This is a genomic window from Microbacterium sp. OR21 (genome assembly GCF_047306785.1).
In the GTDB taxonomy this organism is placed as follows: Bacteria; Actinomycetota; Actinomycetes; order Actinomycetales; family Microbacteriaceae; genus Microbacterium; species Microbacterium esteraromaticum_E.
Genome location: NZ_JAZEXJ010000002.1, coordinates 276,977 through 303,828 on the forward strand (window position 1 = coordinate 276,977; position 26,852 = coordinate 303,828).

The following is a 26,852-nucleotide window of genomic DNA, read 5'->3' on the forward strand; positions in this document are numbered from 1 at the left end:
TCGAGCCTACGTCGTGCCCCGTCACGACAGCCTCGGGGCACGCGCGCTCTCCGGTAGATTCTCTTCGGAGGTCCACCCGATGACTACTGCTGCCCCTGAGCACACGCACACCGAGCCGCGCAATGCGGTCGACCGCTTCTTCGAGATCACGAAGCGAGGATCGACCTTCGCGGCCGAGATCCGCGGCGGCGTCGTCACCTTCGTGACGATGGCGTACATCGTCATCCTGAACCCGATCATCCTCTCCAGCGGCGCCGACATCGACGGGTCGCAGCTCGACTTCCTGCAGCTGAGCGCGGTGACCGGTCTCACCGCCGCGGTCATGACGATCCTGTTCGGACTCGTCGCCCGCCTGCCGTTCGGCTTCGCGGCGGGCTTGGGCATCAACGCCTTCCTCGCCTTCTCGGTGGTGGGCGAGGTGACCTGGCCCGAGGCGATGGGGCTGGTGGTCATCAACGGTCTGATCATCGTGCTGCTCAGCGCGACCGGGCTGCGGCGCATGATCTTCGACGCCGTGCCGATGCAGCTGAAGATCGCGATCACGGTCGGCATCGGCCTGTTCATCGCGTTCATCGGCTTCGTCAACGCCGGCTTCGTCACCGCCAGCATGTCGCCGCCGGTCGCCCTGGGCGTGGGCGGCTCGGTCGCCACGGTTCCCACCCTGATCTTCGTGGTCACCCTGCTGCTGACAGGCGTGCTCGTGGCGCGGAAGGTGAAGGGCGGCATCCTCATCGGACTCGTCTCGGGCACGGTGCTCGCCGTCCTCGCCGAGGCGATCTGGCACATCGGCGCGAAGGGTGATGACAACCTCGGCGGCTGGGGCCTGTCGGTGCCGGCCCTGCCGGCGCAGCTGGTCAGCCTGCCCGACCTGTCACTCGTCGGCCAGGTCGACCTGTTCGGCGCGTTCGGGCGCATCGGCGCCCTCGCCGCGCTGATGCTCGTCTTCACCCTCGTGTTCACCAACTTCTTCGACGCGATGGGCACCATGACCGGCCTCGCCAAGGAGGCCGACCTCGCCGACGAGCGCGGCAACTTCCCGCGCCTGAAGTCGGCCCTGATCGTCGAGGGCGTCGGCGCCGTCGTGGGAGGCGCGACCTCGGGGTCGTCGAACACCGTGTTCATCGAGTCCGGCGCGGGAATCGGCGAGGGCGCTCGCACGGGCTTCGCCAACCTCGTCACGGGAGGCCTGTTCCTCATCGCGATGTTCTTCACGCCGCTCGTCTCGATCGTGCCCACCGAGGTCGCCGCGGCAGCGCTGGTGATCGTCGGCGCGCTGATGATGAGCCAGATCCGCTTCATCGACCTGACGGACTTCTCGGCTCTGTTCGGCGTCTTCCTCACCGTGTCGGTCATGCCGATGACCTACTCGATCGCGAACGGCATCGGCGCCGGGTTCGTCGGCTGGGTCGCCGCGCGGGCGTTCTCCGGCAAGGTGAAGGAGATCAGCCCTCTGCTGTGGGTCGTGACCGTCGGCTTCCTGATCTACTTCGCCCGTGGACCGGTGGAGATGCTGCTGAGCTGACCGTCGGCTCACCATGAGCCGGGCATGACGAAGGCCCCGGGGTGGAGCCCGGGGCCTTCGTGTACGAGTCTAGCTCAGATCAGAGCGATTCGATGATGGCGCGCATCAGCTCGGCGGTCTCGGACGGCGTCTTGCCGACCTTGACACCGGCGGCCTCGAGGGCCTCCTTCTTCGCCTGCGCGGTGCCCGCCGAGCCCGAGACGATGGCGCCGGCGTGGCCCATGGTCTTGCCCTCGGGAGCCGTGAAGCCCGCCACGTAGCCCACGACGGGCTTGGTGACGTTCGCCTTGATGTAGTCGGCCGCGCGCTCTTCGGCGTCGCCGCCGATCTCGCCGATCATGACGATGGCCTTGGTCTCGGGGTCTGCCTCGAACGCGGCGAGCGCGTCGATGTGCGTGGTGCCGATGACCGGGTCGCCTCCGATGCCGATGGCGGTCGAGAAGCCGAGGTCACGCAGCTCGAACATCATCTGGTAGGTCAGGGTGCCCGACTTCGACACGAGCCCGATCGGCCCCTTGCCGGTGATGTTCGCCGGGGTGATGCCGACCAGCGACTCACCGGGGGTGATGATGCCGGGGCAGTTCGGACCGATGATGCGGGTCTTGTTGCCCTTCTCGGTGGCGTACGCCCACGCCTCGGCGCTGTCGCCGACGGGCACGCCCTCGGTGATGACGACGAGCAGCGGGATCTCGGCGTCGATGGCCTCGACCATGGCGTCCTTGGTGAACGCACCGGGCACGAAGGCGATCGAGACGTCGGCACCGGTCTTCTCCATGGCCTCGGCGACCGAGCCGAAGACGGGGAGCTCGACGGCGTTGCCGTCCTTGTCGGTGTGCGCGACGGTGGTGCCGGCCTTGCGTGCGTTGACGCCGCCGACGATGTTGGTGCCCGCCTTGAGCATCAGGGCGGTGTGCTTGGTGCCCTCACCGCCGGTGATGCCCTGGACGATGACCTTGGAGTCCTTGTTGATGAAGATCGACATGTCGTTGATTCCTTCGCGTCAGGCGTTCGCCAGCTCGGCGGCCTTGTCGGCGCCCTCGTCCATGGTGGCGGCGAGGGTGACGAGCGGGTGGTTGGCGGCGGCGAGGATCTCGCGACCCTCTTCGACCTGGTTGCCGTCGAGGCGCACGACGAGCGGCTTGGTGGCCGCGTCGCCGAGGATCTCGAGGGCCTTCACGATGCCGTCGGCGACGGCGACGCAGGAGGTGATGCCGCCGAAGACGTTCACGAACACGCTCTTGACCTGCTCGTCGCCGAGGATGACGTCGAGGCCTGCCGCCATGACGGTGGCCGATGCGCCGCCGCCGATGTCGAGGAAGTTGGCCGGCTTCACGCCGCCGTGCTTCTCGCCGGCGTAGGCGACGACGTCGAGGGTCGACATGACCAGTCCCGCGCCGTTGCCGATGATGCCGACCTGACCGTCGAGCTTGACGTAGTTCAGGCCGGATGCCTTGGCCTTCGCCTCGAGGGGGTTCTCGGAGTCCTTGTCGGCGAGTGCCTCGTGCTCGGGGTGGCGGATCTCGGAGGCGTTCTCGTCGAGGGTGACCTTGCCGTCGAGGGCGATGATCTCGCCGTCCTCCGTGCGCACCAGCGGGTTGACCTCAACGAGCGTGGCGTCCTCGCCCTTGTAGACCTCGTAGAGCTTGACGAAGACGTCGGAGACCTTCTCGATGAGATCCTCGGGGAAGTTCGCGGCCTTGGCGATCTCGACGGCCTTCGCCTTGTCGATGCCGGTCAGCGGGTTGACCTCGACGCGGGCCAGCGCCTCGGGCTTCTCGACCGCGAGCTGCTCGATCTCCATGCCGCCCTCGACGCTGCACAGCGAGAGGTACGAGCGGTTGGCGCGGTCGAGCAGCACCGAGAAGTAGAACTCCTCGGCGATGCGGGCGCCCGCGGCGACCATCACGCGCTTGACGATGTGGCCCTTGATGTCGAGCCCGAGGATCGCCTTGGCTGCCTCGTACGCCTCGTCGGGGGTCTTGGCGACCTTGACGCCGCCGGCCTTGCCGCGACCGCCGGTCTTGACCTGGGCCTTGACGACCACCACTCCACCGAGCTTCTCGGCCGCTGCCTTCACCTCCTCAGGGGTGTCGGCGACGATGCCGGCGAGAACCGGCACTCCGTAGGATTCGAAAAGGTCTCGTGCCTGGTACTCGTAGAGATCCACAGTGCAGTCCTTCGCTGGTTGCGGCGGGTGGGACGCGACAGTTCTGTCGGGTGTCGATTATCATTCGACCCGATTGGCAAGCCTACTACCGCCGGGGACCCGCCCCGCACCGCGGGTCTAGGCTCTTCCCTATGCAGCACCCGACTGAGCTCCGCACCGGCGTCGTCGCCGCGGCGATCGACCTGTTCGCCTCGCAGGGGTTCGAGGCGACCTCGGTGGAGCAGATCGCGAAGGCGGCCGGGGTCTCCCGATCGACCTTCTTCCGTCAGTTCGGCGGCAAGGAGGACGTCGTCTTCACCGACCACGAGGCATTGCTCGACGAGCTGCGCGCGTTCCTGTCCGAGCCGCACGACGACCCGTGGGCGGCGGTGTGCGCCGCGTCGGAGCGGGTGTTCACGCATTTCGCTCGCGACCCGGAGCTCGCGCGCCGGCGTTACGAGATCGTGCGCGAGGTGCCGGTGCTGCGCGATCGCGAGATCGTCACCGTCTTCCGCTACGAGCGCCTGTTCGACGAGTACCTGCGCGATTCGCTGCCCGGCATCGCGCCGATCGACGCCGTGGGGTTCGCCGCACTCATCACCGCCGTGCACAATCACGTCCTCCGACAGCTGCTGCGGGGCCGGCGCGTGCCGGTGAGCGCGCTGCAGGAGGCGCTCGACGATGTGCGGCGACGCTACGGCGTGCTGCCCGAGACGGTCCAGCCCGCCGACGACGACGTGGTGGTGGCGGTGTTCCCCCGGTCGATGCCGATTGCCGAGATCTCGCGCCGGGTGCAGGCTCAGCTCTCCTGAGGCGGCACGCCGATCACTCGTCGCAGCCGCACCTGCCCGATGCGTTCTTCACCATGAAGCACACGTCGCACACGCCGTAGTCGCGCTCGGCGAGGTTGGTCGCCTTGGGCGCGCGGGGTTCGGGAGCCGGTCGGGGTGCCGTCGTCCTGCGGGCACCGGATGCCGGGCGCTTCGCCGCCGGCACGTTCGGCAGCCCGCTCGGCTGGTCCACGTAGAGGTACGGCGCGCGTCCCTCGCTAGGCAGCAGCGGCAGCACGCGGCCGCTGACGGTGATCTCCTCGCCGTCGGTGAACCCGTTGATGTAGGTGCGACCGATGTGCAGCGGCGCACCGGGGGTGCGGCGGATCGCCTCGATGTACCGCCCGCGGTCGATGTAGCTGCTGATGCCGACGGCGTCGGTCACGGCGCCGATGAACTCATGGTTCTCGACGGGGATCCGGTGCGCGCGCAGCGCCTCCGCGAGAGATCGGTACGGTCGGGAGGTTCCTGCGGGGGTGGGACCCTGTACTTCGTTCATCACATCCATTCTCTCATCCGCAAGGCCCCTGCCCCACCCGTCATCGCGTGCCAGACTGAGGCGCATGGCACGGGCGACGGTGATCGGCAGCGGACCGAACGGACTCGTCGCGGCCGTGTCGCTGGCCCGCGCGGGCTACCGGGTCGAGGTGCTCGAAGGGGCCGACTCGATCGGCGGCGGAGTGCGCACGGTGCCCGGCCCGCTGCCGGGTTTCGTCATGGACGTCTGCTCGGCCGTGCATCCCGCCGCGCTCAGCTCGCCGTTCTTCCGCGCGTTCGGCCTCGCCGAGAAGGTCGACTGGATCACGCCGGAGATCTCTTACGCGCACCCGCTCGACGACGGCCGTGCCGCGATCGCGTGGCGCGACGTCGAGCGCACGGCCCGCGAGCTGGGCGCTGACGAGCGCGCGTGGCTGGCGCTCGCGCGTCCGCTGGCCGAGGGCATCGACGGAGTGGTGGACTTCACCGGCAACGAGCTGTTCCGGCTGCCGCAGCATCCGGTCACCGCGGCGCGATACGCCCTGCGGATGCTCGAGCAGGGCACGCCGTTCGCCCGCGCGACCCTGCGCACCGAGGAGGGGGCGGCGCTGCTGGCCGGCGTGCTGGCGCACGCGAACAGCCGGATGCCCTCGCTGAGCTCCGCGGCAGCGGGTCTGCTGCTCGTCGCCCACGGTCATGCGGGCGGCTGGATGTACCCGCGCGGGGGCGCGCAGCGCATCGCCGACGCGATGATCGCAGACCTCGAGGCGCACGGCGGCGCCGTCCGCGCGGACGAGAAGGTGCACGATCTGAGCACCCTCGACTGGGGCGACCCGGCGCGCGGCGACCTGCTCGTGCTCAACACCGCGCCCCGTCTCGCCCTGACCCACCCCGACATCCCGGCGGACTACGCGCGGGCGCTGCGGTGCTACCGCTACGGCGCCGCGGCCGCGAAGGTGGACTTCGCCCTGGACGGGCCGATCCCCTGGACGAACCCGATGGTCGCGCAGTCGCCGACCGTGCACATCGGCGGCACCCGCGACGAGGTCTGGGCGAGCGAGAACGCGGTCGCCCGCGGCACGGTGAGCGAGCACCCCTACGTGCTGGCTGTGCAGCCGTCGGTGCTCGACGACACGCGGGCGCCGGCGGGCAAGGCGGTGCTGTGGACGTACATCCACGTGCCGGCGGGCTCCGAGCTCGACGCCACCGAGCTGATCACCCGCCAGGTCGAGCGCTTCGCGCCGGGGTTCCGCGACCTCGTGCTCGCCAGTCACGCCGTGCCCGCGTCGGCCCGCGAGATGCTCAACGCCAGCGAGATCGGCGGTGACGTGTTCGGCGGAGCGTTCACGATGCTGCAGGCGGTCAAGCGTCCCGTGCTCTCGCCCACGCCGTGGCGCACCCCCATGCACGGTGTCTACCTGGCATCCGCCGCCACTCCGCCCGGCCCGGGCGTCAACGGCATGGCCGGATGGCACGCGGCGCGCACCGCGCTCCGCGACGCAGGCCTGCCGCACACCCTCAACGACCTCTTCTGATCGGACAGGACCGCCCATGTACGACATCCCGGCTCCCATGCTCGCGAAGGCCGCGCCGTCGATCCCCGATCCGGCGAAGCGGCCGATGCTGTACGAGCCGAAGTGGGACGGCTTCCGCGGGCTCATCGCCTGGGACGGCGAGAGCCTCGAGATCGGATCGCGCGGGGCGAAGCCGCTCACCAGGTACTTCCCCGAGCTCGTCGAGCAGCTGGCCGAGATCCTGCCCGGCCCGTGCCTGCTCGACGGCGAGATCGTCGTCGCGACCGGAGCATCGGGCTCGCAGCGTCTGGACTGGGAGGCGCTGAGCCAGCGCATCCATCCCGCCGCGTCGCGGGTGGCGAAGCTCGCGGCCGAGACCCCGGCGATGTTCATCGCCTTCGACCTGCTCGCCGACGGCGATGAGGATCTGCAGCAGCATCCGTTTCGGAAGCGCAGGGCGCGGCTCGAGCACCTGCTGGCGGATGCCCGGCATCCGCTGCACCTGACCCGCACCACCGACGACCCCGACCTCGCGCGCAGCTGGCTGGCCGAGTTCGAGGGCGCGGGCCTCGACGGCATCGTCGCGAAACCGCTCGATGATGCGTACGCGCCGGGCAAGCGCACCCTGATCAAGATCAAGCACGCCCGCAGCGCCGACGTCGTCGCGCTCGGGTATCGCGTGCACAAGAGCGGATCGGGCGTCGGGTCGCTGCTGGTCGGGCTCTACGACGACGCGGGCGTGCTGCGGCAGGTGGGCGGCGTCGCCGCCTGGACGGATGCCATGCGCCGGCAGCTCGTCGACGACCTCGCACCCCTCGTCGAGCGCGACGAGGCGGGCGACGCGGTGACGGGTGAGAGCGAGCGCTCGCGGTTCACCGGCGCGAAGGACATGACGTTCGTGCGACTGCGCCCGGAGCGTGTGCTCGAGGTGCGCTACGACCAGCTCGAGGGCGACAGGTTCCGCCACACCGTGCAGTTCGAGCGCTGGCGTCCGGATCGCGACGCCCGGTCATGCACGTACGACCAGCTCGACACCGTGGCCGGCTACGACCTGGCCGACGTGCTGGAGTAGACCGCTCAGTCGTCGACCCGCTCGCCGTTCTCGTCCCAGTTCTCGGCGACCTTCTTGCTCGGCTGCACGCGCGGCGGCTCACCCGGCATCTTCGGGAACTCGGGTGGGAACGGCAGCTCGCCGAGCCCGTTCTCGACATCGCGGTTCCACCACTCGAGCAGCGTGTCGATGCGCGCGGGCGAGTCCTGCATGCCCGCCCACGGGTCGCCGATCTCAGCCAGCCGGGCGGGGACCGTGCGCACGGTGAACCTCGCAGGGTCCAGATCGTCCAGCTCGTCCCAGTGGATAGGCGTCGACACCGGGGCATTGGGCCGCGCCCGTGGGCTGTAGGCGCCGGCGATCGTGCGATCGCGGTTCGCCTGGTTGAAGTCGACGAAGATCCGCTCGCCGCGCTCCTCCTTCCACCAGCTGGTGGTGACCCGGTCCGGCATTCGCCGCTCCAGCTCGCGTCCCGCGGCGATCACCGCGTGCCGCACGGTGAGGAACTCCCACTCGGGCACGATCGGGCTGAACACGTGCAGGCCGCGGTTGCCGCTGGTCTTGATGAACGGATCGAGTCCCGCCTCGCGCAGCACCGCGCGCAGCTCGAGGGCCGCCGGGATGGCCTGCTCGATACCGGTGCCCGGCTGCGGATCGAGGTCGATGCGCAGCTCGACGGGGTTGTCGGTGTTCGACGCCAGAGACGCCCAGGGGTGGAACACGACGGTGTTCATCTGCACCGCCCACACGATCGCGCTGGGCCGGGTGAGCACGATCTGCGGATGCCGCCGCCCGCTGTTGTACGTGCACATCACCGATTCGACATAGTCGGGGGTGCCCTTGGGCGGGTTCTTCGAGAAGAACTGCTCACCGGAGATCCCGTCGCGGAAGCGCTCGAGCGAGACCGGGCGATGACCGGTGGACGTCAGGAACGCCGTCGAGACCTGCTGCACGTAGTCGGCGTACTCGGCCTTGGTGATCCCGGCGCCGTCGTCCGTCGGCCAGACCACCTTGTTCGGGCTCGACAGATCGACGACGCGTTCGCCGTCGGGGTCCTGCACGGTCAGCTTCACTCGTTCAGAGGCCATGCTCTGACACTAGGCCGTGCGTCGAGCCGAGCACAGGGGCTTGCGACCGCCGCCGTCGGAGGCCTCAGACCGTGCGGACGGCACGCGACATGTCTGCCGGCGACCCGCCCATCAGCGCAGGCGTCAGTCGTCGCCGATCTCGACCCCGAGCACCATCACCGCACTCAGCGAGTCGCGCTCGATGGCGATGGACGGGCCGGCGATGTCGACCAGGACGCCCGCGATCTCGGAGTGCTCACCGAGGATCTTCGCGAGCTGCTCGGGCTGGAACGGCATCGGCGAGTCCTTGCGGCCGAGTGCCACCACCTCGAGCGGGTGCGAGAACACCTGCAGGAACCGACGACCGTCGGTCGCGTGCGCTTCGGCGATCCCGACCGGCTGCCCGTTGGAGCCGTCGTTGACGGCCACCCAGCAGCGCGTGCTCGCGAGTGCCTCGGCGACGCGCACCGCACTCTGATCGTCGCGGGGCGCGGCCAGAGCCGTCTTGATCGCCATGCGCTCGTCGGCCTGCTCCATGGCCTTCTGCAGCAGCTCGGTGGGGAACACCGCCCGGTTCGGCGCCGAGCCGTTGTCGAGGATGATGCCGTTGAAGCCGCCGGCGATCACCTGCTGGTACACCGCCGTGGTGGGCTGGGCGATGGCGGACATCGCCGCGGCATCCTCAGCCCCCTGCAGGGACCGCTGCAGAGCCCGGCCGGAGCTGTACGCCAGCATGAACGAGCGGTCGCCGTCGCGCACCACGCCGACCGAGAGCGGCTTGCCCGCACTGATCTGCTCGCGCGCGTCGCCGTGCACGCGCAGGTACAGGTGGCCCTGCAGCGACTGGCGCATGACCCCCAGCAGCTGCTCGTTGGTGGCGCCCTCCGCCAGTTCGGCGAGCGCCTCGCGCAGCAGGACGTTGTCGGTGAGACCGTCGACCGTGTGCGTCTGCTCCGGCGGCATCGCGGGAGCCAGCGGCAGACGGGGCACCGCCTGCGCGGCGGGTGCGGCCTGTGCATCCGGAGCGACCTGCGCATCCGGAACGACCTGTGCGGACGGCGAGAGCGGGCGGCTCGGCGCCGGAGCCCCTGCCGTCGGCGCGGCACCCTCCGTCGGCAGGCTCACCTCGGGGCCGGCTTCCGCGCCCACGCCGCGGAACGCCTGCACCGAGATGCTGACATCGGGGACGGACTCCGTCGGCGCCTCGGACGCGGCCTCGTCGACCGTCTCGGCGTCGGTCTCGGACTCGGCGGCGGATGCCGTGTCGGCGGCCGGCTGATCGTCGGACTTCTTACGGCGTGAGAAGAGGGCCATATCAGTCAGCCTAACCGCACGCGGCGGGCGGGAGACGACGACGCCGGCGCAGTGGCCCGGTCGTCAGAGCTTGGTGATCGGGGCGATCTTGATGAGCAGCTTCTTCTGCCCCGCCGAGTCGAAGCGCACGTGCGCGATGCGCTTCGCCCCCTCGCCGGTGACGGCCTCCACGCGCCCCTCACCGAAGTCGTCGTGGCGGATGCGGTCGCCGGCGGCGAGCTCGAGCTCCCCGTTGTCGCGCACCTTGCCGGTGACCTTGTTCGGGAAGCGGTCCATCGCGGTCGACAGCGGCTTGAGCGACTCGCTGCGTCCGAGCGGCTGCGGGCTGAAGCGGTCCCGGCCCTGCGAGCCCCCACCCCAGCCGCCCGCGCGTCGGGCGTTCAGAGCACGGGACTGGGTGCCGCCGCGCGAGTTCACGTCGCCAGGCGACTGCCGCCAGTCGATGAGGTCGCCGGGGATCTCCTGCAGGAACCGGCTGGGCATCGCGACGGACACCTCGCCGAACTGGGCACGGGTCATGGCGAGCGAGAGGTGCAGGCGCTTGCGCGCGCGGGTGAGGCCGACGTAGAACAGGCGCCGCTCCTCCTGCGGCCCGCCGGGCTCTCCGGCCGAGATGCGATGCGGGATGAGATCCTCCTCGACCCCGGTGACGAACACCGCGTCGTACTCGAGCCCCTTCGCGGTGTGCATCGTCATCAGCGAGACGGTGCCCGACTCGTCGTCCAGGTCGTCGGCGTCGGAGACCAGCGCCACCTCGGTGAGGAAGTCGGCGATCGCGCCGTCGGGATTGTTGCGTGCGAAGTCGCGCGCCACGGCGACGAACTCGTCGAGGTTCTCCAGACGCGCCTCGTCCTGCGGATCGCGGCTGGCGCGCAGCATGTCGAAGTAGCCGCTCTTGTTCAGCAGCACCGTCAGCCCCTCGGCGACCGAGGTCGCCGGCGGCACCTCGCCGGATGAGGGGGTGAGGATCTCGGCCGCCTCGTTCAGCACCGCGTCGAGCTGCGTGATCGCGGCCTGGATCTTCGGCCCGACCCCCAGCAGCGGCGCGTTGCGCAGCGCATCGCGGAAGCTGAGGCCGTTCTCCTCCGCGAACCGGGCGATCGACGTCTCGGTGACGTCGCCGATGCCCCGGCGCGGACGGTTCAGGATGCGCCGGACGGCCATCTCGTCGGCCGGGTTCGCCACGGCCACGAGGTACGCGAGCGCGTCCTTGATCTCGGCGCGCTCGTAGAACTTGGTGCCGCCCATGATCTTGTAGGGCACCGCCGCGCGGATGAAGATCTCCTCCAGCGCACGCGACTGCGAGTTGGTGCGATAGAAGACCGCCATCTCGGAGTACGGGATGCCGGTGCGCCGCAGCGCCTCGACCTCATCGGCGACGAACTGCGCCTCGTCGTGCTGCGAGTACCCGGTGAAGCCGACGATCTTCTCGCCGGCGCCGCGGTCGCTCCACAGATTCTTCGCCTTGCGGTCGAAGTTGTTGCCGATCACGGCGTTCGCGGCCGAGAGGATGTTCTGGGTCGACCGGTAGTTCTGCTCGAGCAGCACGACCTTCGCCCCGGGGAAGTCGCGCTCGAACTCGCTGATGTTGCGGATGTCGGCACCGCGGAACGCGTAGATGGACTGATCTGAGTCGCCGACCACGGTCAGCGACGCGCCCTCTGCGTCGGCGCCGGACGGCGCCTGAGGCTCGGGCTCGAAGATCATCATGCCGTTCATGGCATACGGCTCGGGCTCGGCGCCCTGCCCGGAGACGGGACGCGTGAGCTCGTGGATCAGCGCGTACTGGGCGTGGTTGGTGTCCTGGTATTCGTCGACGAGGATGTGCCGGAACCGGCGGCGGTAGACGTCGGCGACATGCGGGAAGGCGCGGAACAGGTAGACCGTCTGGCCGATGAGATCGTCGAAGTCGAACGCGTTCGCCTTCTGCAGCGCCCGCTGGTAATCGGCGAAGATGTCGGCGAACTTCCGCTCGGCAGGGTCGCTGAGGTTCGCCTGACGAGCGAAGCCCTCGGCATCCGTCAGCTCGTTCTTCAGCTTCGAGATGCGCGACTGCACCGACCCGGGCGTGTGGCCGAAGGCGTCGGCATCGTGCTCCTTCACCAGACGCTTCAGCAGGGCTCGCGAGTCGCCGGAGTCGTAGATCGTGAACGACTTGGTGAACCCGAACTGCTCGGCCTCGCGCCGCAGGATGCGCACGCACGCCGAGTGGAAGGTCGAGATCCACATGCCGCGGGCGACGTCGCCGACGAGTCCGGTGACCCGCTCGCGCATCTCGGCCGCCGCCTTGTTCGTGAATGTGATCGCGAGGATCTGGCTGGGCCACGCCTCGCGCTGGCGCAGCAGAAGGGCGATGCGCCGGGTGAGCACGCTGGTCTTGCCGGAGCCGGCGCCAGCGACGATGAGCAGCGCGCTGCCGCGGTGGGTGACGGCTTCGAGCTGCTGCGGGTTGAGCCCCGCCAGCAGGTCGTCGCGCCCGTCGGAGGGGCGGGAGGTCGCGGAGGCGGGAACGATGAGAGGGGCGTCGGTCATGGCCCTTCGAGTCTATTCGGGGCCTCTGACACCGGGGTACGCTCGAAGCGAGCTGGGAAGGACGGTGCCGTGATGATGACCGAGCTGAGCGAGCAGGAGTGTCTCGAGATGCTCGCGACGACGACCGTGGGAAGGATCGGCTTCCTGGTGGACGACCGCGTGCAGATCATCCCGGTCAACTTCCTCCTCGACGGGCGCGACGTCGTCGTCCGCACCGCGTCTGACGGGCCGCTGAGCACGCTGCCGTCCAGCCCGGTTCTCGTGGCGTTCGAGGTCGACCATCACGAGGCTCTCGCGGCGACGGGCTGGAGCGTGCTGCTGAACGGACGCGTGTCGACGATGTCGGAGCAGCAGCTGGAGTCGATTCCCGGCTCGTCGACGCGGCTGCCGTGGGCTGAGGGCGACCGGTCTCTGGTGCTGCGCCTCACCCCCGAGTCGATCTCAGGACGGCGGGTGCACCGAGCCCGCTGAGCCGCGGCGGCCCGGCGATCACGATCAGGCGATGCGGGTTCCCGGTGGCAGCCGACGCGCCGGCGTGCGGGTGCGCGACCACGCGCCGGCGAACAGCCCTCCGGCGATCACCAGCTGGATGCCGAGACCCACGAACCAGCTCGGCACCGTGCCGCGGATCTGCTCCTCCGGCGTCGGCTGCGCATCGTATCCGCCGTCGCAGACGTCCCACCGCTGCGCGTCCGGCGGCAGCTGCGCCATGCGCACGCCGTACCTGATCTGGCCGAACATGTCCTGCGGGTAGCCGTCGTCGAACACCGTCGGCCATGACGACGAACGGGTTGGCGGCGAGGAAGCCCCATACGTAGTCGAACCGCGGCTGCTCGTAGGTGTACTCCTGCCACTCGTCGCAGATCGGCTCGCCGGACTCGTCCCAGCCGCGTTCGTAATGGGTCACCTCGGTGCGGATCGCCGATCCGCCGAGGCCAAACGCGATGAGCGTGCCGACCACGAGCGCCGCCACGACGAGGTAGGTGGCGGCGATCGAGAACAGCGGCCGGGCGATGAGCCCGCTGAGCCCGACTCCCATCGCGGCAACCACGACGATCTCGAGCAGCAGCACGAGCAGCGAGACGAAGAACATCCCCGGCGTCATCCCGCCGCCGAAGATCCCCGCCACGAGGAAGGGCACGGCGATCAGCAGGAACGCGCAGCCGGTGACCACAGCGGCCAGCAGCTTGCCGAGCATGATGTCGCCGGTCGTCGCGGCGGTCACCTGCACCGGGGCGAGGGTCGCCGCCTCGCGGTCGCCGTTGATGGCGTTGCCGCTGAGCGTCGGCGAGACCAGCACGACCAGCAGCAGCACGAAGTTCACGATGATCGAGAAGACGCCCGCTCCGGGCAGGTCGCTGCCGGAGTAGACCAGGAACGACAGTGCCGTGATGCCCAGCAGCAGCACGGCGAAGATGCCGAGCAGCACGTACCAGCCCACGCTGCGCAGCCGCTGCGTCAGTTCGAGCCGGGCGATGGTGAGGATGCGGGCGACGCTCATGACGCACCTCCTTCGTGAGGCGTCTGCTGCGGGGAATCGGCGCGAGACCCCGGATGCCTGAGTGCGAGGAACGACGCCTCCAGCGCGCTCTGCGCCGGAGCGTACTCCAGCACCGGCAGTCCGGCGCTCACGAGAGTGCGCAGCGCCGTGATCGCGGCGGCCTCGTCGGCGACGACGAGCAGTGCGTCGCCGCGGTCGGCGCCAACGAGATCGCGCGACATGCCCAGGGCATCCGCCACCGCGGCCGCTGCGTCGGGCCCTGCCAGACGCACCCGGTACGTGCGCGTGGTCGGCGCCTCCGCCGCGGCCACCACCGAGCCCGCGACGAGGAAGACCGTGTCGTCGATGACCTCCTCGAGCTCGGCGAGCACGTGACTGGAGATCAGGATGGTGGTGCCCTGCGCTGCGAGGTCGCGCAGCAGGAGCCGAAGCTGGACTCGCGCCTCGGGGTCGAGCCCGGATGCCGGCTCGTCGAGCAGCAGCACCCGCGGACGGTGCACGAGAGCCCGCGCGAGGCCCAGCTTCTGCTTCTGCCCGCGCGAGAGCACGCGCGCGGGAGAGCCGGCGTGCTCGGTGAGACCCACGAGGTCCAGCAGCTCGTCCGCCCGCGTCCCGGCGTCCGCGACCGGCATGTCATGCAGCCGCGCCGTGGTCACGATGCTCTCCCGTGCCGTCAGCGACGGCCACGCTCCGAGGGTGTCGGGCATCCAGCCGAGCATTCCGCGCACGGCCCCGGGGTCGTCGACGGGGTCGACGCCCTCGATGCTGATGCGTCCGGCATCCGGCGCGAGCAGCGACGCCAGCATCAGCAGCAGCGTCGTCTTCCCGGCCCCGTTCGGCCCCACCAGACCCGTGATCCGCCCGGGCATCGCGTGGAACGTGGCGTCGACCACCGCATCCACCGACCCGAACGACCGCCTGACCCCCTGCGCGACCACTCCGCTCATGGCCCGAGCCTAGGGCAGAGGTGACAGAATCAGCCCATGCGCACGATCCTCAACATCATCTGGGTCATCTTCGCCGGATTCTGGCTCTGGCTCGGATACATCATCGCGGGAGTCGTGCTGTGCATCCCGATCATCACCATCCCCTGGGCTGTCGCGTCGTTCCGCATCGCCGGCTACTCGCTGTGGCCGTTCGGACGCCAGGTCGTCGACCGGCCCACCGCAGGACTGGGATCGGCTATCGGCAACGTCGTGTGGGTGATCCTCGCCGGATGGTGGCTCGCCCTCGGCCACATCTTCTCGGGCATCGCCCTGTGCATCACGATCATCGGCATCCCGATGGGCATCGCCGACTTCAAGCTGGTGCCCGTCTCGCTCATGCCTCTGGGCAAGGAGATCGTGCCGAGCCGCGGCGGGGCCTTCCGGGCCTGAGATCGCGGCGCGCTCAGCGGAAGAAGCCGACCCCGAGATCGGGGTGGTCGACGAAGACTCCGTCGACACCGGAGTCGGCGATCTCGCGCCACTCGCCCTCGTAGTCGCCGAACGCGGCTTTCCCTCCGCCGGCACGGAAGCGCGAGTCGAGGAACGTGTTCTCGGGCCGGCAGGTCCACGTGAACACCCGAAGGCCCCGCGCATGCGCGTCATCGACGATCGTGCTGCCCGGCGCCAGCAGCATCCGCTTGCTCACGCTGATGCCGTCGACGGTGCCCGCCAGCCGATCGAGTCCTGCCGGCGTGACCGCCGAGGCGTAGTCGGGGGCGTCTCGGCCGAGAGAGGCGACGAGATCGTACGGCTTGCCGCTCGACTCGATGAGATAGACGAACGATGCCGCGATGCCGGTCTTCTGCAGCCGGTGCAGGATCGTCGATTCGAACGACTCGATGATCAGCGGCAGACCGCCGTCAGCCCAGCCGCCGGCGCGCAGGTCCCGCTCGATGAGCGGCGCGAGGTCGAGGCCGATGCTCTGGAAGTAGGTGGCGTGCTTGATCTCGAGCACGATGCCGATCTCGCGGCCGTGCTCCTGGGATCCGGTGCGCACCAGATCGAGCAGGTCGGGCAGGCGCAGGATCGGCTGGCCGTCGTCGAACGAGGCGCTGGAGCGGCGGATCTTCGGCAGCCGTTCGCGGGTGCGCAGGGTCGACAGCTCGGCCCAGGTGAAGTCCTCGGTGAACCAGCCCGTCAGCGAGACGCCGTCGATGCGCTTGGTGGTGCGGCGATCAGCGAACTCGGGGTGCGCGGCGACGTCGGTCGTGCCCGAGATCTCGTTCTCGTGCCGCAGAACGAGAACGCCGTCCTTCGTCGCGACGACGTCCGGCTCGACCGCATCGACGCCCATCGCGAGCGCGAGCTCGTACGACGACCGACTGTGCTCGGGGCGGTATCCGGGTGCGCCGCGGTGGCCGATAACGAGCGGTGTTCTCCTGGGCACGCTCACAGCGTAAAGCACCCGTTCCATAGGTTCTCGCGAGTATCTTTGAGGAAAGAGTTGACCGATCCCTCGGGAGCAGAGGCCACCATGAGCAATTTCGCATTCAACAACCCGGCGTTCCAGCAGCAGGATCCGCGAAATGTCGCGTCCTATCCCGGCTCGCCGCAGGGCACGTACGCCCCGCCGCCCGCGCCGGGTGCCGCCGGCAGCGCGTCGTTCCAGCACGCGGGGATGGATGCCGCCGCCAACGCCCAGCTCGAGGGCATGTACACCTCCCCCTCGGCCGGCGCTCTCGAGACCGACCGGATGACCGTCGAGGACACCGTCTGGAAGACGGCCGGCCTGTTCGGCATCCTCCTCGTCACCGCCGTCGCCGGCTGGGTGTGGACGGCTTCGAGCTTCATGAACACCGGCCAGGCGAACATGCTGCCGTGGATCGTCGGCGCCCTGGGCGGGTTCGTGCTCGCCATGGTCATCACGTTCACCTCTCGCAAGAAGGTGCGTCCCGCGCTGATCTGGGCCTACGCCGCGTTCGAGGGGCTCTTCGTCGGCGGCATCTCGGCGTTCTTCGAGATCGTCTGGCCCGGTGTCGTCGTGCAGGCCACGCTCGCGACCCTCGCCGTGGTCGGTGTGACGCTCGCCCTCTTCGCCAGCGGCAAGGTGCGCGCCAGCGGCAAGATGACGAAGATCGTCATGATCGCGATGGTCGGCTACCTCGTGTTCCAGCTGCTGAACCTGGTGCTCATGTGGACCGGCGTGCTCGACCCCGAGCTGACGTTCGGTCTGTACAGCGCGAAGGTCGCGGGCATCCCGCTCGGTGTCATCATCGGCATCCTGGTGGTGTTCATGGCCGCGTACTCGCTGGTCATGGACTTCGACCAGATCCAGCAGGGCGTGCGCAACGGCGCTCCCCGCAAGTACGGCTGGCTCGGCGCCTTCGGCATCATGGTGACCGTCGTCTGGCTGTACGTCGAGATCCTCCGCATCCTCGCGATCCTGCGCGGAAACGACTGATCAGAACTGATTCCTGAACGGGCCGCTATCTCCGGAGGGCGGCCCGTTCCGCGTTCCGGACCAGCTTGTACCGCATCCCGAACGCGAGCACAAGGGTATGCCGCGGATTCATCAGGTTCAGGCAGGGTTGATGCAGCCGGAAAACCCCGGTATCACTCACAGATCGGAGACAATCATGGGCTTCCTCGCCTTTCTCCTCCTCGGACTCATCGCCGGCGCCATCGCGAAGCTGATCCTTCCCGGCAAGCAGGGCGGCGGCTGGATCGTCACCCTTCTGCTCGGCGTGGTGGGCGCCCTGCTCGGCGGCTGGCTGGGCAGCGTCCTCTTCAACGCGCCTCTGGAAGAGTTCTGGAGCCTGCAGACCTGGCTGCTCGCCATCGGCGGCTCGATCATCGTGCTGCTGATCTACGGCCTCGTGGTCGGCCGCGGCAGCCGTCGCGCCTGACTCCCCCACCGGCCCGCCCCAGGCCGGAGAAGTGCGGCCGCTGCCCCTGGCAGCGGCCGCACTTCTGTGTCGGCGCGGACGCCAGACGCGCCCTGAGACGAAGAAGGGGCCGCTCTCGCGACCCCTTCTCTCACTCCCACTCGATGGTCGCCGGCGGCTTCGAGGTGACGTCGAGCACGACGCGGTTGATCTCGCGCACCTCGTTCGTGATGCGGTTCGAGATCTTCGCGAGCACGTCGTACGGCAGGCGGGTCCAGTCGGCCGTCATGGCGTCTTCGCTCGACACGGGACGCAGCACGATGGGATGCCCGTACGTGCGCCCATCGCCCTGCACACCCACAGAGCGGACGTCGGCCAGCAGCACGACCGGGCACTGCCAGATGGTCTGGTCGAGGCCCGCCTTGGTGAGCTCCTCACGGGCGATGGCGTCGGCCTCGCGCAGGATCTCGAGGCGTTCGCGGGTCACCTCGCCGATGATCCGGATGCCCAGGCCGGGGCCGGGGAAGGGCTGACGGCCGACGATCGCCTCGGGGATGCCGAGCTCGCGGCCGATTGCGCGGACCTCGTCCTTGAACAGGGCGCGCAGCGGCTCGACGAGCTCGAAGTCGAGGTCGTCGGGCAGGCCGCCCACGTTGTGGTGCGACTTGATGTTGGCGGTGCCCGCTCCCCCGCCCGATTCGACGACGTCAGGGTACAGGGTGCCCTGCACGAGGAACTTCACCGGAGCGCCGCCGGTGGCCTTGGCCTCTTCGACCAGATCGCGCTGCACCTGCTCGAACGCGCGGATGAACTCGCGCCCGATGATCTTGCGCTTCGTCTCGGGGTCGGTGACGCCCGCGAGGTGACCGAGGAAGGTGTCGACGGCGTCGACGGTGATGAGGCGCACGCCGGTGGACTCGACGTAGTCCTTCTCGACCTGCTCGCGCTCGCCCTTGCGAAGCAGCCCGTGGTCGACGAAGACGGCGGTCAGCTGATCGCCGATCGCCTTGTGCACCAGGGCGGTCGAGACGGCGGAGTCGACGCCGCCGGAGAGAGCCGAGATGACGCGAGCGTCGCCGACCTGCTCACGGATGCGCTCGATCTGCTCGGCGATGACGTTGTCGCTGTTCCAGTCGGCCGGCAGGCCCGCACCGCGGTGCAGGAAGTTCTCGATGATGGCCTGGCCGTGGTCGGAGTGCTTGACCTCCGGGTGCCACTGCACGCCGTACAGGCGACGCTCCTCGTTCGCGAAGGCGGCGACCTTGGTGGCGTCGGTGGTGGCGAGCACGTCGAATCCTTCGGGAGCGCGTGACACCTGGTCGCCGTGGCTCATCCAGACGTTCTGCTCGGCCGGCTGTCCGGCGAGCAGCGGGCTGGTGGTCTCAGGGATGTGCGCATCGGTCGCCCCGTACTCGCGCAGCCCGGTGTGGGCGACCTCGCCCCCGAGGGCCTGCGCCATGTACTGGAAGCCGTAGCAGATGCCGAGCGTGGGCACGCCGAGCTCGAACACGGCCGGGTCGAGCTGGGGTGCACCCTCCTCGTACACCGACGACGGGCCGCCGGAGAGGATCAGCGCCACGGGGTTCTTCGCGGCGATCTCCTCAGCGGTCGCGGTGTGCGGCACGATCTCGCTGTACACGCCTGCTTCGCGGACGCGGCGGGCGATCAGCTGCGCGTACTGCGCTCCGAAGTCGACGACCAGCGCAGGGCGCTGCTGAGTCTCGGTCTGCTCGGTCAACGGGCACCTTCCGGGGTGGTGGTCGCGGGGGCTGCGGACTGCTCCGCGGCCTCGCGGTGGGCGAGGTAGGCCTTCACGTCACGCGCGACGCGCGTCTCCATGAAGAAGGACAGCAGAGGGATGACGCCGCCGAGGGCGAGGAGGATGAACCGCACGAACGGCCAGCGCATCATGCTCCACATCCGGAAGCAGGCGAACAGGTATACGACGTAGAACCAGCCGTGGGCGACGAGGATGCCCTGCGAGACGTTGAATCCATCGCCGGTCGATTCGAGACCGTCGGCGGTCTCGACGACCTCGGCGAACCAGAGCGGCCCGCCGGAGCCGCCGAGGAAGAGTTCGAGGTGGATCGGCGTGTACTTCAGCACCATCTCGGTGACGAGCAGCAGCAGCATGACGCCGGTGATGATCGAGGCGATCTGGTAGAACTTCAGCGCTCCGCGGATCGCCGGAAAGCTGGCGACTCTGGGCTCGGGCATGCCCTCCATTCTACCCGCCGCGCTGATACGGCGAAGGCCGCCGGACACGTGCCCGGCGGCCTCCGCGATCAGGGTGTGATCACCAGCGGGAGATCAGGTCCCAGATCCAGTCGACGATCTGCTGGATGATGCCGGCCACGCCACCGGCGCGGTTGACGTGCACTGTCGCGGTGGCCGCGTCGCCGTCGGCCTGCACCACGGCCAGGGTGTACTTGCCCGGCTGAGTGCTCTTCGGCACGCGCACCGTGGTCGAGAACGTTCCGTCGTCTGCGACCTGCACGGTGCCGACCTGCACGGCCTGCCCCTTCTTGGGGCGCAGCTCGACGGTCACGGTCTCGCCCGGAGTGAAGCGCTCACCGCTCACCGCGAGGGTGCCACCGGCGCTGACCTTCGAGGAACCGGTCTGAATGGTGCCCTCGAACGGACCGGGCTCCGGCTCGTCCGCAGCGACGGTGAACGGCAGCGTCACCGCGGCGCCGACGTTCGGCGTCGCGACAAGCGGCTGGCCCGCGGATCCGGCCGGAACCGTGAACTGGATGCTCGCCCGGCCGACCTCGTCGGTCGTGCTCACGACGGCGGGGTCGACCGCGGCCGAGCCGACGGAGACGCCGCCCAGCGACAGCTCGACCGTCGTCGGCACCTGCTCGCCCGCACTGAACGCGAGCGACGACAGCGACACCGTCACCACGTCACCGGCCTGGTATCCGTCCGCACCCGGCCCCGGGGTGATGGTGGCTCCCACGGCTCGCTGGTCGAGGTCGGGGCTCGCCGTCTTGTTGGCGTCGAACCAGTCGACCATCGACTGCAGGTCGATCTTGCCGGTGTCCTTCGCGCTCGTGCCCTTCGCCAGTGTGAAGAAGTTGTCTCCACCGGCTGCCAGGAAGGAGTTCGCGGCCACAGTGTACGAAGCCGACGGGTCGAGCGCCGCGCCGTTCAGGGTGATCGACGTGATCCGCTCGCCCTGAGCCGCGGCGGGATCGTACGTGTACGACAGCCCCTCCGAGACGCCGAGCTTGAGGAACGGACGGCTGGCACCCGCCGGCTGCCACTGCTCTTCGAGCACGGCCTTCAGCTGTGCACCGGTGAGCTGCGTGGTGACCAGAGTGTTGGCGAACGGCTGCACCGTCGCCGCCTCACGGTAGGTGACGTTGCCGTCGGGGTCGTTCGCGTTCGACGAGGCGTAGGTGAGGTTGGCCCGGATGCCACCGGGGTTCATCAGCGCGATGTCCGCGCCGGTGGCCCACTTCTGCACATCGGCGACGAAGTTGCCGATCGTCGACTCGCCACCGCGGTTCTCGGTGCCGTCGGCCTGGCGAGCACGGTTGAAGTTCGCCGTGATGTCGCCGACCTTGACGGCGCCGAGCACGTCGGCCTCCTTCTTGGCGGCGTCGACGATGGCCTGCACCTCGGCGACCGGCTGGTAGTTGCCCGCCAGCGGACGGATCTCGTTGGTGATCGAGATCAGCTCGTTGCTCTCCGGGTCGACCTGCAGGTTCATCACGCCCATGTTCTCGCCGTACTGACCCGCCGACACGACCGGGCGGCCGTCGATGACGTGGTTGTAGGCGAGGTGGGTGTGCGCCGAGACGATCGCGCTCACGTCGTCGCCGACGCCGTAGACGATCTGTCCGAGCGCCGACTCCGGGGTGATGCTGTCGACGGAGACCGTCGTCGCGCCCTCGTGGACCAGCAGGATGATCACGTCGGCTTCGCCGTTGGCGTCGTCGCCGTCGCGGAGGTTCGCGGCTGCCGTGTTCACCGAGTCGACGATGTCGCGCACCTCGAGGTCGGCGATCCCGGCCGGCGACACGAGCGAGTCGAGCTCTTCCGTCACCGCGCCGACGAAGCCGACCCGGACCCCGTCGACCTCCTTCACCCACGACGGGGCGAGCGCGGTCTCATCGGTGCCCTTCAGGAAGACGTTCGACGAGATGTACTCCCAGTCCGCGCGCTCCTGCACGCGGTCGCGCAGGTCGGCCCAGCCCTGGTCGAACTCGTGGTTGCCGGCGGCGCTCACCTCGAGACCGGCGGCGTTGAGCGCGTCGATCGTAGGGTTGTCGTCCTGGATGAACGAGGTGAACGTCGATGCGCCGATCAGGTCGCCGGCGGCGGCGAAGATCGTGTTCGGGTTCGCCTCGCGCACCGACTTCACCGCACCGGCAAGCACTGCCGCACCGGCCGCCTTGCCGTCCGCCTCGATGCGACCGTGGAAGTCGTTGATCGTGGCGATGTCGATGCTCACGGGAGGCTCGGTGGCCGAGACGCCGACGAGGATCGGATCGTGGTCGCTCGAGCGGAACGGGGTGCCCGTCTCCGTGGCACCGTACGCGTAGCCGCGGTCGCTCCACTCCGGCGAGTTGATCGTCCACGCATCCGCACCGGTGATGGACCTCGCCAGTGACGGCGAGGCGATCACATGGTCGAGCGATCCCAGTTCTCCGTCGAACGTGTAGGTGTAGCTGCCCGGCGAGTGCGCGGGCACCGTGTCGACCCAGCCCTTCGACGTGAACACGTCGATCGGGTCCTCATGACCGTAGGCGTTGAAGTCTCCGATCAGCAGCATGTCGTCGCCGTTGGCGGCCTTCAGCCGGTCGGTGAAGGCGAGCAGCGACTGCGCCTGCTTCACCCGATCGGCGTTGAAGAACCCCTGTCCGTCGGCCGGCTGCGTGCCGCTGCCCGACTTCGACTTGAAGTGGTTGGCGATCACGGTGACCGTGCGCCCGTCCGCGTCGAAGGCCTGAGCGATCGGCTCGCGCGCGTTGCCCCACACCGTCTCGTCGTCGATGGTCTGCGCGTCGCCGACCGGCTTCACCTCCTTCGCCTTGTAGATGATCGCGTTCGTGATGAAGTCGGTGGTCGCCGCGTTCTGCAGCGACGTCGGTGTGGGCACGTACGCCCAGACCCCGCTGCCCGCTTCGGCGTTCAGCCCGTCGACGAGGTCGGCGAGGGCGGTGTCGGCGGGCTCGCCCAGCTTCACGGAGTTCTCGATCTCCATGAGCGAGACGACATCGGCATCCAGCTTGTTGATCGCCGAGACGATCTTCGACTTCTGGATGGCGAACTCCGCCGCGGTCTTCGCTCCGCGGGCGTCGGCGTTCTCGCTCACCAGCGTCGTGAAGTAGTTGTACACGTTGAACGACGCGATCTTCACGTCGCCGCCCACCGAGGGCACCTCGGGTCGCGGGTTCTTCGTCGTGAAGCTGAACTTCTCGGCCGCCGGCGATGCGCTGTCGAGCGGCGTCACCGGCTGCAGACGCCAGTCGTCGAAGCCGTACTGCAGCACCAGGCCCTTGCCGCCGAAGTCGACCGCGTCGCCGTTGCGCACGACCGCGTCCTTGGTGAAGTAGGGCTGGTCGTTCAGGTGGTCCTTGTTGGTCACCTGGATGTTGTAGCCGTCATCGAGCAGGATGCGATCGGCGCGGTTCGCCGCGGCGATGGCATCCGCCTCGGCGCCGGGGCGCTTGAGCTCGGTGCCCTTGACGTTGAGCTCGCCGGGGTTCAGCCACAGCGTGCCGAAGTTGAACAGCTGGTGGCTGGAGGCCACCAGGTAGTCTCCGGTGGGCAGCACGAGCATGTTCTCGTACGCCTCGCGTGCCGAGCCGACGACGCTCGTCGGCAGCGGGGTGAGGGCGGGTACGCCGACCGCTGCGGTGACGACCGAGACACCGGATGCCGATGCCGGGGCGATCTGCGTCTGGCCGAAGTACTCGTCGACGACGCCGGTCACCGAGACCAGGTCGCCGATCGCGCCGGGAACGGTCTTGCCGTCGAGGAAGACGAAGATGCCGTCGGATGCGTCGGGCGTCTTGTCGTCTGCTCCGCCGGACCCGGCGGTCTGGATGACGATGCCCTTGTAGCCGCCCGTGCGGTAGTCGGCGGTGATGACGCCCTGCACGGTGACGGTCTTGCCCTTGAGCGGCGAGACGTCGCCGGTGCCCTGCACCTCGGCGATCGTCGCCTTCACGGTCGGCTCGGGCTCGGGGTCGGGATCGGTGCCGCCCCCGCCGGTGCTGCCGGAGTTGGTGGGGGTGATCGTCGCCGACAGTGTGAAGTCGGCCTTGTTGACGTCGGTGTCCTTGCCGTCGGTGCGGTTCAGCGACTTCACGTCGGTGTTGCTCGCCGGTGCGCCGGCGACAGCGCCCTCGAACGTGTTCGAGGTGCCGTAGCCGAGCAGGTCGACGATGCCGTCGGCGCCGGCCGCGTCGCCGGCGGGCAGGGTGACGGCGGTTGCGCCCTGCACCAGGGCGATCGTGCCCGTGGTTCCGCTCGGGTTCAGCGATGTGGTGCTCTGGTCGGGGGTCGGCAGCGCAGCCCCGGCCGGGGTCGTGCCGTTGCCGGGCGCCTGCACCAGGAAGTAGCCGCCGGCCTTGATGGTGCCCGTGAGTGCGACGACGCTGTTCGACGCGCCGGTGCCGGTCGCCGAGCGGTACTGCAGCGACATCCCGTCGAGCACGACGTCCTTGTCGGTCGGGTTGTACAGCTCGATGAACTTGTTCTTGAAGGCGGCGCCGGAGCTGCCGCCGGAGAGGTAGGCCTCGTTGATGACGACGCCGGTTCCGGCGACGTTCGCGAAGGCGGGTGCGGCGATGAGCGTTCCCATGCTCATCGTGAACGCCGTGGTCAGCGCGAGCGCCGCGATGCGCCCCCGCTTCCTCTGGTCGGCGACCGGAACCGAGCGGTTCGGGTCAGCGGGGCGGGGCATCATGAATGCGGTCTCCTCGTTCAGAATGGTCGGCGGATCTCGTGAATCCGCCTTCGCGAGCGCGAAGACGCGCACGCGCATGAAAGTGACCATAGGCCTGACCTCCGACATGCGGCAAGAGCATTCGCCCACCGGTCACCGGATGGTCACCGGGTGGACGCTTCAGGCACGGGCGTCCTCGAAGTCCTCGACCTCGCGCTCCCACGCGTCACGCGCGAGGCGGTACCAGAGATAGAACGCGAATCCGGCGAAGATCGCCCATTCTGCGGCGTAGAAGATGTTCAGCCAGTTGACCGGCGACTTCTCGACGGGGGCGGGCGAGTGGATGTCGATGAGGCCGGTCGGGGCGGTGAGGGACGCCAGATAGGGCCGGTACACGTCGAGCTGCTCGATGTCGTGCCACTGGCCGAGCAGCGCAGCGGGAGACATCCGGGTCAGGGCGAAGACATCGTCAGCCGGGGGCAGCTCGACGCCCTCGTCGTCGATGAGGCGGCCGGTGAGCTCCACGTCGACGGCACCCTGCTCGGTGAGCGCCTCGGCAGCGGCATCCGCCTTCTCGCGCGTCGGCGCCCAGCCGAGCGCGACGGCGAGTGCTGTGCGCTCCGCGACCCGCAGCTGGCCGGTCACCCAGTAGCCCTCCTCGCCGTCGTTGAACCGCGACGAGACCACGATGAAGTCCTCGGCGACCCACTCGCCGCCGGTGCTGACCTTCTGTCCGCCGAGCGGCTCGGGCAGGTACTGCCCGGGCTCGATCACCTCTGTCAGCGGACGCACCTGCTCGGTCGCGCCGGGCGGCGGCGGGTCGGTGTCGATCGCGCGCGCCAGCTGCCACTGACCGAGCCAGGCGAACACCCCGGCGACGACGAGGCACAGCAGGAGCACGCCGATCCAACGGCCGCGCAGCATCACCTCGCGCAGGGTCGGCGGGAACTCCTGCGCGTCCGCGGTGGGCCGCTGCTCGGTCATCCCAGCTCGTACGGCGCGAGCACGACCTCGACCCGCTGGAACTCCTTCAGGTCGGAGTAGCCGGTGGTCGCCATCGACTTGCGCAGAGCGCCGATGAGGTTCGCGGTCCCGTCTGCGACGGGGGCCGGTCCGAACAGGATCCGCTCGAGGTCGGCGACGCGGTCGACCTCGACGCGGCGCCCGCGGGGCAGCTCGGGGTGGTGCGCCTCGGCGCCCCAGTGGAAGCCCTGGCCGGGGGCATCCGTCGCGCGCGACAGCGCCACGCCCAGCATCACGGCATCCGCGCCCATCGCGAGAGCCTTCACCATGTCACCCGACGTGCCCACGCCACCGTCGGCGATGACGTGCACATAGCGGCCGCCCGACTCGTCGAGGTAGTCGCGTCGCGCCGCGGCGACATCGGAGACGGCGGTCGCCATCGGCGCGTGGATGCCCAGGGTCACGCGCGTCGTCGACGCCGCTCCCCCGCCGAAGCCGACCAGCACACCCGCGGCACCGGTGCGCATGAGGTGCAGCGCCGCGGTGTACGTGGAGGCACCGCCGACGATGACGGGGACGTCGAGGTCGTAGATGAACTTCTTCAGGTTCAGCGGCTCGACGGCGCTGGAGACGTGCTCGGCCGACACGGTGGTGCCGCGGATGACGAACAGGTCGACGCCCGCCGCGACGACCGTCTCGTACAGCTCCTGAGTGCGCTGCGGTGTGAGGGAGCCCGCCACCGTCACGCCCGCCTCGCGGATCTCGGCGAGGCGCTGCTTCACCAGCTCGGGCTTGATCGGCTCGGAGTACAGCTGCTGCATGCGCACGGTCGCGTTCTCAGCCGGGAGCGCGGCGATCTCGTCGAGCAGGGGCTGCGGGTCGTCGTAGCGCGTCCACAGGCCCTCGAGGTCGAGCACGCCCAGTCCGCCGAGCCTGCCCAGGGTGATGGCGGTGGCGGGGCTGACGACGGAGTCCATCGGCGCGCCGAGCACCGGGATGTCGAACGAGAACGCATCGATCGTCCACGCCGTCGAGACGTCGGACGGGTTGCGGGTGCGTCGCGATGGGACCACCGCGATGTCGTCGAACGTGTACGCGCGGCGCGCGCGCTTGCCTCGGCCGATCTCGATGTCCATGCTCACCCTTCCAGCCTACCCGTGGTGCTCGCGTGGCCCCGATCGTGCGCTCACCGCCTCGGTTCAGTTCGGCCGCCCGGGTCGGTT

At 69.4% G+C, this 26,852-nt stretch carries 22 protein-coding genes; 8 read left to right on the forward strand and 14 right to left on the reverse strand.

Annotated elements, in window-relative coordinates; translation table 11 throughout:
* Positions 1–79: 79 nt before the first annotated feature.
* Positions 80–1,522 carry an NCS2 family permease gene (locus tag V2S04_RS05935; protein ID WP_413637521.1) on the forward strand — a complete coding sequence of 481 codons (1,443 nt, stop codon included), beginning with the start codon at positions 80–82 and terminating at the stop codon, positions 1,520–1,522.
* A gap of 79 nt (positions 1,523–1,601) precedes the next feature.
* On the opposite strand, the gene sucD is transcribed toward V2S04_RS05935, so the two are convergent.
* Together sucD and sucC are read right to left on the reverse strand one after the other, a co-directional pair.
* Positions 1,602–2,504: a succinate--CoA ligase subunit alpha gene (gene sucD / locus V2S04_RS05940; RefSeq protein ID WP_413637522.1), complete on the reverse strand. Its 903-nt coding sequence runs from the start codon at positions 2,502–2,504 to the stop codon at positions 1,602–1,604.
* 18 nt (positions 2,505–2,522) lie between these two features.
* Positions 2,523–3,689 (reverse strand): ADP-forming succinate--CoA ligase subunit beta, encoded by a 1,167-nt coding sequence (gene sucC, locus V2S04_RS05945; protein ID WP_413637523.1) that lies wholly within the window; start codon positions 3,687–3,689, stop codon positions 2,523–2,525.
* Between the two features lie 131 nt (positions 3,690–3,820).
* On the opposite strand from sucC, the gene V2S04_RS05950 reads away from it, so the two are divergent.
* On the forward strand, positions 3,821–4,480 hold the full coding sequence (locus V2S04_RS05950) for a TetR/AcrR family transcriptional regulator (RefSeq protein ID WP_413637524.1): 660 nt from the start codon (positions 3,821–3,823) through the stop codon (positions 4,478–4,480).
* Positions 4,481–4,493: 13 nt separating this feature from the next.
* Here V2S04_RS05950 and V2S04_RS05955 read toward each other — a convergent pair whose 3' ends face one another.
* Positions 4,494–4,997, reverse strand: coding sequence for a hypothetical protein (locus tag V2S04_RS05955; protein WP_413637525.1), 504 nt, complete (start codon positions 4,995–4,997; stop codon positions 4,494–4,496).
* A gap of 64 nt (positions 4,998–5,061) precedes the next feature.
* Between V2S04_RS05955 and V2S04_RS05960 the strand changes: the two genes are divergently transcribed.
* Positions 5,062–6,510: a phytoene desaturase family protein gene (locus V2S04_RS05960; protein ID WP_413637526.1), complete on the forward strand. Its 1,449-nt coding sequence runs from the start codon at positions 5,062–5,064 to the stop codon at positions 6,508–6,510.
* Between the two features lie 16 nt (positions 6,511–6,526).
* The gene (locus V2S04_RS05965) at positions 6,527–7,561 is read left to right on the forward strand and encodes an ATP-dependent DNA ligase (protein ID WP_413637527.1); all 1,035 of its coding nucleotides are present in this window, start codon (positions 6,527–6,529) and stop codon (positions 7,559–7,561) included.
* 5 nt (positions 7,562–7,566) lie between these two features.
* Here V2S04_RS05965 and ligD read toward each other — a convergent pair whose 3' ends face one another.
* From ligD to V2S04_RS05980, 3 genes are all read right to left on the reverse strand, one after another.
* A complete protein-coding gene (gene ligD / locus V2S04_RS05970; protein WP_413637529.1) occupies positions 7,567–8,628 on the reverse strand; it encodes a non-homologous end-joining DNA ligase in 1,062 nt (353 codons plus the stop codon).
* A gap of 123 nt (positions 8,629–8,751) precedes the next feature.
* Positions 8,752–9,921 (reverse strand): SseB family protein, encoded by a 1,170-nt coding sequence (locus tag V2S04_RS05975; RefSeq protein ID WP_413637530.1) that lies wholly within the window; start codon positions 9,919–9,921, stop codon positions 8,752–8,754.
* Positions 9,922–9,984: 63 nt separating this feature from the next.
* Positions 9,985–12,453, reverse strand: coding sequence for an ATP-dependent helicase (locus tag V2S04_RS05980; RefSeq protein ID WP_413637531.1), 2,469 nt, complete (start codon positions 12,451–12,453; stop codon positions 9,985–9,987).
* 72 nt (positions 12,454–12,525) lie between these two features.
* Between V2S04_RS05980 and V2S04_RS05985 the strand changes: the two genes are divergently transcribed.
* The gene (locus V2S04_RS05985; RefSeq protein WP_413638109.1) at positions 12,526–12,924 is read left to right on the forward strand and encodes a pyridoxamine 5'-phosphate oxidase family protein; all 399 of its coding nucleotides are present in this window, start codon (positions 12,526–12,528) and stop codon (positions 12,922–12,924) included.
* Here the strand turns inward: V2S04_RS05985 and V2S04_RS05990 are convergent.
* Together V2S04_RS05990 and V2S04_RS05995 are read right to left on the reverse strand one after the other, a co-directional pair.
* Positions 12,878–13,954 carry an ABC transporter permease gene (locus tag V2S04_RS05990; RefSeq protein WP_413637532.1) on the reverse strand — a complete coding sequence of 359 codons (1,077 nt, stop codon included), beginning with the start codon at positions 13,952–13,954 and terminating at the stop codon, positions 12,878–12,880. The genes V2S04_RS05985 and V2S04_RS05990 overlap by 47 nt on opposite strands.
* The gene (locus V2S04_RS05995; RefSeq protein ID WP_413637533.1) at positions 13,951–14,901 is read right to left on the reverse strand and encodes an ABC transporter ATP-binding protein; all 951 of its coding nucleotides are present in this window, start codon (positions 14,899–14,901) and stop codon (positions 13,951–13,953) included. Before V2S04_RS05995 ends, V2S04_RS05990 begins: the two co-directional genes overlap by 4 nt.
* A 36-nt stretch (positions 14,902–14,937) precedes the next feature.
* Here V2S04_RS05995 and V2S04_RS06000 point away from each other — a divergent pair, with 36 nt between their 5' ends.
* Entirely contained in the window at positions 14,938–15,330 is a 393-nt protein-coding gene (locus tag V2S04_RS06000) for a YccF domain-containing protein (protein ID WP_413637534.1), read from the forward strand.
* Positions 15,331–15,343: 13 nt separating this feature from the next.
* Here the strand turns inward: V2S04_RS06000 and V2S04_RS06005 are convergent, their stop codons facing one another.
* On the reverse strand, positions 15,344–16,327 hold the full coding sequence (locus V2S04_RS06005) for a glycerophosphodiester phosphodiesterase family protein (RefSeq protein ID WP_413637535.1): 984 nt from the start codon (positions 16,325–16,327) through the stop codon (positions 15,344–15,346).
* Between the two features lie 87 nt (positions 16,328–16,414).
* Here V2S04_RS06005 and V2S04_RS06010 point away from each other — a divergent pair, with 87 nt between their 5' ends.
* Entirely contained in the window at positions 16,415–17,341 is a 927-nt protein-coding gene (locus V2S04_RS06010) for a Bax inhibitor-1/YccA family membrane protein (RefSeq protein WP_413637536.1), read from the forward strand.
* Positions 17,342–17,516: 175 nt separating this feature from the next.
* Positions 17,517–17,786: a GlsB/YeaQ/YmgE family stress response membrane protein gene (locus V2S04_RS06015; protein WP_099196557.1), complete on the forward strand. Its 270-nt coding sequence runs from the start codon at positions 17,517–17,519 to the stop codon at positions 17,784–17,786.
* A 130-nt stretch (positions 17,787–17,916) separates the two neighbouring features.
* Here V2S04_RS06015 and guaA read toward each other — a convergent pair whose 3' ends face one another.
* The 5 genes from guaA to V2S04_RS06040 all read right to left on the reverse strand — a co-directional run bounded on the left by guaA (position 17,917) and on the right by V2S04_RS06040 (position 26,765).
* Complete coding sequence (gene guaA / locus V2S04_RS06020; protein ID WP_413637537.1) at positions 17,917–19,503, reverse strand: glutamine-hydrolyzing GMP synthase; 1,587 nt, start codon at positions 19,501–19,503, stop codon at positions 17,917–17,919.
* Complete coding sequence (locus V2S04_RS06025; protein WP_099196555.1) at positions 19,500–19,982, reverse strand: DUF3817 domain-containing protein; 483 nt, start codon at positions 19,980–19,982, stop codon at positions 19,500–19,502. The genes guaA and V2S04_RS06025 overlap by 4 nt, the downstream gene beginning before the upstream one ends.
* 79 nt (positions 19,983–20,061) lie before the next feature.
* Entirely contained in the window at positions 20,062–24,777 is a 4,716-nt protein-coding gene (locus tag V2S04_RS06030; RefSeq protein WP_413637538.1) for an ExeM/NucH family extracellular endonuclease, read from the reverse strand.
* Positions 24,778–24,846: 69 nt separating this feature from the next.
* Positions 24,847–25,650, reverse strand: a complete 804-nt coding sequence (locus V2S04_RS06035) for an SURF1 family protein (protein ID WP_413637539.1) — start codon at positions 25,648–25,650, stop codon at positions 24,847–24,849.
* Positions 25,647–26,765, reverse strand: coding sequence for a GuaB3 family IMP dehydrogenase-related protein (locus V2S04_RS06040; protein ID WP_099196324.1), 1,119 nt, complete (start codon positions 26,763–26,765; stop codon positions 25,647–25,649). The genes V2S04_RS06035 and V2S04_RS06040 overlap by 4 nt, the downstream gene beginning before the upstream one ends.
* Between the last annotated feature and the right edge of the window lie 87 nt (positions 26,766–26,852).

What these genes read in the sequence shown, in the direction of transcription:
- V2S04_RS06010 (WP_413637536.1), top strand. Translation starts at nt 16,415, where the DNA reads ATGAGCAATTTCGCATTCAACAACCCGGCGTTCCAGCAGCAGGATCCG.
- ligD (WP_413637529.1), bottom strand. Translation starts at nt 8,628, where the DNA reads ATGGCCTCTGAACGAGTGAAGCTGACCGTGCAGGACCCCGACGGCGAA.
- V2S04_RS05950 (WP_413637524.1), top strand. Translation starts at nt 3,821, where the DNA reads ATGCAGCACCCGACTGAGCTCCGCACCGGCGTCGTCGCCGCGGCGATC.
- V2S04_RS05995 (WP_413637533.1), bottom strand. Translation starts at nt 14,901, where the DNA reads ATGAGCGGAGTGGTCGCGCAGGGGGTCAGGCGGTCGTTCGGGTCGGTG.
- V2S04_RS06030 (WP_413637538.1), bottom strand. Translation starts at nt 24,777, where the DNA reads ATGGTCACTTTCATGCGCGTGCGCGTCTTCGCGCTCGCGAAGGCGGAT.
- V2S04_RS06015 (WP_099196557.1), top strand. Translation starts at nt 17,517, where the DNA reads ATGGGCTTCCTCGCCTTTCTCCTCCTCGGACTCATCGCCGGCGCCATC.
- V2S04_RS05990 (WP_413637532.1), bottom strand. Translation starts at nt 13,954, where the DNA reads ATGAGCGTCGCCCGCATCCTCACCATCGCCCGGCTCGAACTGACGCAG.
- V2S04_RS05980 (WP_413637531.1), bottom strand. Translation starts at nt 12,453, where the DNA reads ATGACCGACGCCCCTCTCATCGTTCCCGCCTCCGCGACCTCCCGCCCC.
- V2S04_RS05985 (WP_413638109.1), top strand. Translation starts at nt 12,526, where the DNA reads ATGATGACCGAGCTGAGCGAGCAGGAGTGTCTCGAGATGCTCGCGACG.
- V2S04_RS06035 (WP_413637539.1), bottom strand. Translation starts at nt 25,650, where the DNA reads ATGACCGAGCAGCGGCCCACCGCGGACGCGCAGGAGTTCCCGCCGACC.
- V2S04_RS05960 (WP_413637526.1), top strand. Translation starts at nt 5,062, where the DNA reads ATGGCACGGGCGACGGTGATCGGCAGCGGACCGAACGGACTCGTCGCG.
- V2S04_RS06025 (WP_099196555.1), bottom strand. Translation starts at nt 19,982, where the DNA reads ATGCCCGAGCCCAGAGTCGCCAGCTTTCCGGCGATCCGCGGAGCGCTG.
- V2S04_RS05955 (WP_413637525.1), bottom strand. Translation starts at nt 4,997, where the DNA reads ATGAACGAAGTACAGGGTCCCACCCCCGCAGGAACCTCCCGACCGTAC.
- V2S04_RS05965 (WP_413637527.1), top strand. Translation starts at nt 6,527, where the DNA reads ATGTACGACATCCCGGCTCCCATGCTCGCGAAGGCCGCGCCGTCGATC.
- V2S04_RS05975 (WP_413637530.1), bottom strand. Translation starts at nt 9,921, where the DNA reads ATGGCCCTCTTCTCACGCCGTAAGAAGTCCGACGATCAGCCGGCCGCC.
- V2S04_RS06040 (WP_099196324.1), bottom strand. Translation starts at nt 26,765, where the DNA reads ATGGACATCGAGATCGGCCGAGGCAAGCGCGCGCGCCGCGCGTACACG.
- V2S04_RS05935 (WP_413637521.1), top strand. Translation starts at nt 80, where the DNA reads ATGACTACTGCTGCCCCTGAGCACACGCACACCGAGCCGCGCAATGCG.
- sucD (WP_413637522.1), bottom strand. Translation starts at nt 2,504, where the DNA reads ATGTCGATCTTCATCAACAAGGACTCCAAGGTCATCGTCCAGGGCATC.
- V2S04_RS06000 (WP_413637534.1), top strand. Translation starts at nt 14,938, where the DNA reads ATGCGCACGATCCTCAACATCATCTGGGTCATCTTCGCCGGATTCTGG.